The organism is Streptomyces milbemycinicus, from assembly GCF_002154605.1.
In the GTDB taxonomy this organism is placed as follows: Bacteria; Actinomycetota; Actinomycetes; order Streptomycetales; family Streptomycetaceae; genus Streptomyces; species Streptomyces milbemycinicus.
Genome location: NZ_MUNE01000537.1, coordinates 1 through 5,519, shown reverse-complemented (window position 1 = coordinate 5,519; position 5,519 = coordinate 1). Strand labels below are relative to the sequence as shown.

Here is a 5,519-nt window from a genome sequence, read left to right as displayed (position 1 = left end):
TGTCCGCTTGGCGCGCGGCGGACTCGACCGCCTGAGGGGTGATCGCCTCCCGGGCCGCCGACCGTACGGTGGGCCGGAGCAGCGCGAACCACAGGCCCACCAGCACGGCGGCCACCAGCACCGCGACGGCCAGCACCCGGGGCAGCCAGCGCGGCAGGATGGCCTGCTGCTCGTACGAGCCGNNCGAACTTGGCCTGGCCGGGCGGTATGGTCAGCTCGGTGGCCTCGAAGCCCAGCCGCGCCCGTTCGGTGGCTCCCCGTGCGCTCAGCCCCACCGTGACCGGTGTGTTGCCCCTGCTGTCGATCGCCACCTTGTGCCGCCCGCGCCAGGTGCCGGACGATCCGCGCGGCACCAGTTCCGAGGTGACTTCGGTGAACGGCAGGATCGTCACGCCGCGTTCGAGCACCACCGTCTGATTCCGGTCACTCGTCGGCACGACCCGCAGCCCGAGGGGGGTGTCCCCGGGGGCGATCTCCCAGCTGCGCGGCGGGCGAAGGGTGACGGTCGCGGTGCCCGTCGCCCCCGGATAGAGCGACAGACTGGCCGGCTCCACCGTGGTCCAGGCGGCACACGGCCCCACCACCTCGAACCGGCATTCCTCGACGGTGTCCCCCGAATTGAGCACCTGTAGCGCGATATCCGCCTCACCGCCGGGCTGGGCGGTGACGGTGGACTCGTCCAGGCTCGCCGAAACACTCATGCGGCGCACCGTAAACTCCGGCATCACATCCCGGCACCGGCCGCGCAGGAACACTTTCGGGCAATCACCGTTGCCCGGGAACGCACGTTCAATTCCCTTGGAGAAGCATGAGCATTACTGTGGTTGCCCGTTACAGGGAGGGGAATGTGGGGAAATTGTGATGTCATGTGCATGATCTAGACACATGACATGTGCGTCACCGCGCAATTGTCACGCCACCTCCCTCATCAGTCGCCCGAGGGGAGAGAGCGACGTGCATCAAACGAACGGAGAACGCATCACGGTAGCGCTGCGCGCCCAAGACCCGGTATCCCAAGCCGGAGTGGCCAGCCAGCTACGCACCCGGCCAGAAGTCACGATCATCGACTGGGACGAATCACATGCGCCGCAAGTGGCCGTGGTCGTCCTGGACGTTCTCGACGACGACGCGCAACGTGTATTGCGCCAGATCCAGCGGACCAGCACCGCGCGGGGGGTACTGGTCATCACCCGTATCGACGAACAACAACTCGTGGACGCCGCCGAATGCGGCTTCGTCGGAATCGTCAGACGCGCCGAGACCACCCCGGAACGCCTGGTCCAGGTGATCAGCTCCGTGGCACAGGGCGAGGGACACGTCCCTCCCGATCTGCTGGGAAGCCTCCTGGAACAGGTCGGAAAGCTCCAAGGCCAGGTCCTTGCACCGCGCGGGCTCAACTTCACCGGGCTCGCGGCCCGCGAGATCGAGGTGCTGCGGCTGGTGGCCGAGGGATACGACACCGCCGATATCGCCATGAAACTTTCCTACTCCGAGCGGACGATCAAAAACGTACTGCACGCCGTCATGACGCGGCTGAATCTGCGTAACCGCTCGCACGCCGTGGCATACGCGCTGCGCCAGGGCCTGATTTAGGAAACGCGCCACCCCGTGGGCCGCGCTCCGCAGACCCCACGGTGCCTTATAGGGCAGCCGGCCCTTCCCGAAGGGCTGGCTGCCGCCCTGCTGCGCTTCCGCATTCCGACCCGCGACAGTGGAACACTGCACGCCGACGCCGAGTGGAGTGTGCTGTGCGTTCCATACGGGGGTTCCTTCGCTTACGGCCGCGGACCGGCTTACGGCCGCGGACCGGCACGGGTGCCGAGGCACATGCCCGCGCCCTGCGCATCGGCGCCCTGACCGCCGTACTGTCCCTGACGATCGGCGTCCTTCCGGGCGCGGCGGCGGGCAAGCGGGTGCCGACGCCGGAACCCACGGTGACCCCCGCGGTGGTGGACGAGCCACTGGACCCGGGCGACTCGCTCGCGGTCGACAAGAAGGTGCGTACACCCGTGATCCCGCCGCGGCCCGATGTGGTGCTGCTGGTCGACGGGACGCGAAGCATGCAACCCACCATCGACAACGTCCAGGGCAACCTGGACCAGATCACCGACAGGGTGCGCGAGGAGCAGCCCGACTCCCGCTTCGCCGTGGCCACCTTCGGTGACAAAGTCGACGGTGACCGGGTCTTCACCGTGCTCCAAGGGCTCACGGACAACCTGGACGAGGTACGGCGAGGAGTCGACGGCCTCGCCTCCGACCGCGGTCTCGGAAGCCCCGGCCCCGCCGAGGACTGGATCAACGCCCTGTGGCAGATCGGCAATGGGGCGGGCGGGAAAACCGTCTTCCGCGAGGGCGCGAGCCCCATCGTCGTCCTGGTCGGCGACGCCTCCAGCCACGACCCCAGCATGGACCACTCGCTGAGTGACGGCATCAACGCCCTGAAGAGCGCGGGGGTCCGGGTCCTCGGTGTGGATGTGGCCACCGAACTGGGCGACGGCCTCAACGGCAACGGCGACAACGGCAACGGCCCTGGTCAGAATGGGGAAGATCCACACGAGCCCGACCAGGCGAGCAAGGTCATCCAGGCCACGGGCGGCAAGCTCTTCCAGAACATCGACGCGGACCAGGTGGCGGACACCATCGCTGAGGGGCTGACCAACCTGCCCACGACGGTCAGTTATCAGGCGGTGGCCTGCGACCCCGCCCTTTCCGTCTCGCTGACCCCGGCGAGCAGAGAGGTGACCAGCGGTGCGGTGGCGGACTTCAGAGAGACCATCAAGCCGGCGGACGACGCCCCACAGGGCGCGACGCTCAGCTGCACCGTCCAGTTCCTGCTGAACGGCAAGGTGCCGAGCGGAGAGATGCCCGCGGATGTGCCGCCCGCGCGGGTGTTCCGTGACCGGGGGAAGGGGACGGGCAACGGCGGCTCCGACCACGGGAGCCCCGGTTCCGGCGGAACGATCGCCGGGGCGATCGGCGGCGCGGTCGGCGGAACCGACGGCGGGCAGAACGGTGGGGTCATCGGCGGGGCGGTGGGTGGCGTGTCCAGCGGATCCGACGGCTGCGGCGGCGGAACCATCGCAGGGCTGGCGGTGGGCGGGGTCGGCGGATACGACAGCGAACACAATGGCGGCCTGATCGCCGGGGTGCTGGGCGGCGCGATCGGCGGTTCCGTCGACGGCTGTGGCGGCAAGACGAACGGCGGCGCGTCCGATGGCGGGGCCTCCGGCAATGGGTCGGGCAGTGGAACCATCGGGGGAGTGATCAGCGGCGCCTCCAGCGGAACGGGCGGTGAGGACGGAGGTCAGACAGCCGGACCGGGTGGAGACAACACCGGCCAGAACGCCGGCCAAAGCGCAGGACAGAACGCAGGCCAAGACGGAGGCGGAGGCAACGAAAACGGAGGTGACGGAGATGGAGACGGCAGCGGAGACGAGGACCCCACCCCAGAGGACTACCAGCAGCACATCACCATCACCGTCAACGACGTAACCGCCCCGGTCGTCACCGTGGACGACCGCATCGTCGAAGCGACCGACAAGAACGGCACCAAGGTCGACTTCACCGCCACCGCCGAGGACGCGGTCGACGGCGAGCTGCCGGTGACCTGCGACCCCGCCTCCGGTTCGCGCTTCCCCGTAGGCACGACAGAGGTCACCTGCACCGCCACGGACTCGTCGGGCAACACGGGAACCGACACGGCCACCTTCACCGTCAGCCCCGCCCCGGTGCCGAACCAGGCGGACATCGCCGTGACGGCGACCGCCGACCCCTCCCCCCGCTACGCGGGGCAGCGGACCGGCGCGCGCTTCACCCTCACCAACGCGGGCCCCAAGACCGCGAAGAACATCGCGCTCACCACCACCTGGCCCCGTACCAAAGACGCCGGCAAGCGCAGCCTCTCGGCCCTCTCCGGCTGCACCCGCGCCGCCCCCTGCTCCCTCGCACCCGGCGAACGCCTGACCGTGACGCAGTCCGCGGCCTACCGCACCGCCGTCCGGGGTGACATCCGCGTCTCCGTCACCGGCTCCCCACGCGACCCCAGGCGCGCCAACAACACGGACACCGCCCGCATCCGCGTCCTGCAGCCCAAGTTGACCGTCACTCCGAAGGTCGCCAGGCCCGGCGATGTGGCGGTGGCGCGGGGCAAGGACTTCCCGCCCGGCGCCACGGTCGCGCTCACCTGGAAGCCGGGCATCACCGCGGCCCGTTCGACCGTACGCGTCGACGGTGACGGCACCTTCGAGGCGCAGGTGCTGGTCCTGCGCAAGGACCAACTCGGCCCGCGCAAGCTCCGCGCCACCGTACGGGGGCTGGACCGGCTGGAGAAGCCGGTGCTGATCGTGCAACGCAGCCTCCAGCCGCCCGACTTCGCGGGCCGGAGGTGACGGCACCGGTGATCCACGAGGTCGACGAGGCGCTGCGCGCGATGTTCAGGACGGAGGCCCTGGCGGGCGGCGCCCAGGTGTCGGTCGTCTTCGACGCCCCCACCCGCGACTGGGCCGCCAAGGTCAACGCCCCCACCGTCAATCTGTATCTGTACGACATCCGCGAGGACATGCGCCGCCGGGAGCGCGGTCTGCTCAATGAGTACGACGAACGGGGCACGATCGTGTCCCGGCGCCGCCCGCCGCGCTACTTCAAGCTCTCGTATCTCATCACGGCGTGGACCAAGCGCCCCGAGGACGAGCACCGTCTGCTCTCCTCGCTCCTCTCCTGCCTGCTGCGCTACGAGGCGCTGCCCGCTGAGCGGCTCACCGGCACGCTCGCCGAACTCGGCGTACCCGTCCCCATGACGATCGCGCTCCCGCCTCCCGAGGACCGGTCGTTCGCCGATGTGTGGAGCGCGCTGGGCGGGGAGCTTAAACCCTCCCTCGACCTGGTGGTGAGCGTGCCGGTCACGGAGTCTCCGGTCTACCCGGCGGGCCCGGAGGTCGGCGAGGAGGGCCTGCGTGTCGGCTTCTCCGACGTAGCGGCGGACGCCCAGACGCCCACAAACCCTTCATCGGGTCCAGGGGACCTCCCCGTGTACGGCACCCCAACCCCGAGGCCTGAAAGACGGAGCAAACCCCCCACACGCACCGGTGTGTCCTCCCGCGTATCAGAAGAACAAACCGAATGACGGACACTCCACTGACGGACACCCCACCCGAGCCACCCTCCCCCGACCCGAGCCTGCGCCACCTCCTGGACCGGGCCGTCCTCATCGAACAACGGGTAAGGCGGGCCGTCCACGCCAGGCAGCAGACGGACCCGGCCCCCGATGACGCCTTCCGGGGTCTGTATCTCACCGACGAGACGATCCACCACCTCCTGGAACACGGCCGCAGGCTCAGGGTCACCGCCCCCGACGACACCGATACCGCATTCCTGGCCGAAGCAGAAGCACGCGCCGACGCCGCAACGAGGGCCGGCCACCGGCCCCGACTGCATTCGCTGGCAGTCGACTTCGGCCTAACGGCCCTGGATATCGAAATCCTGCTGATCGCGCTGATCCCGGACCTGGACGACCGCTTCGA

3 protein-coding genes and 2 pseudogenes are annotated in these 5,519 nt (G+C 69.4%); 4 read left to right on the top strand and 1 reads right to left on the bottom strand.

Features of this window, described 5'->3' with window-relative positions; genetic code table 11:
• A pseudogene (locus tag CCN51_RS60250) lies at positions 1-701 on the bottom strand (COG1470 family protein); the annotation flags it as partial.
• A gap of 253 nt (positions 702-954) precedes the next feature.
• On the opposite strand from CCN51_RS60250, the gene CCN51_RS37030 reads away from it, so the two are divergent.
• From CCN51_RS37030 to CCN51_RS37015, 4 genes and pseudogenes are all read left to right on the top strand, one after another.
• Entirely contained in the window at positions 955-1,593 is a 639-nt protein-coding gene (locus tag CCN51_RS37030) for a helix-turn-helix transcriptional regulator (protein ID WP_043488105.1), read from the top strand.
• A 155-nt stretch (positions 1,594-1,748) separates the two neighbouring features.
• Positions 1,749-4,388 carry a VWA domain-containing protein gene (locus CCN51_RS58275; protein WP_014181568.1) on the top strand — a complete coding sequence of 880 codons (2,640 nt, stop codon included), beginning with the start codon at positions 1,749-1,751 and terminating at the stop codon, positions 4,386-4,388.
• 8 nt (positions 4,389-4,396) lie between these two features.
• Positions 4,397-5,122, top strand: a complete 726-nt coding sequence (locus tag CCN51_RS37020; protein ID WP_014181567.1) for a Pvc16 family protein — start codon at positions 4,397-4,399, stop codon at positions 5,120-5,122.
• Positions 5,119-5,519 (top strand): annotated as a pseudogene (locus tag CCN51_RS37015) (ATP-binding protein); the annotation flags it as partial. The gene CCN51_RS37020 and the pseudogene CCN51_RS37015, both read left to right, overlap by 4 nt.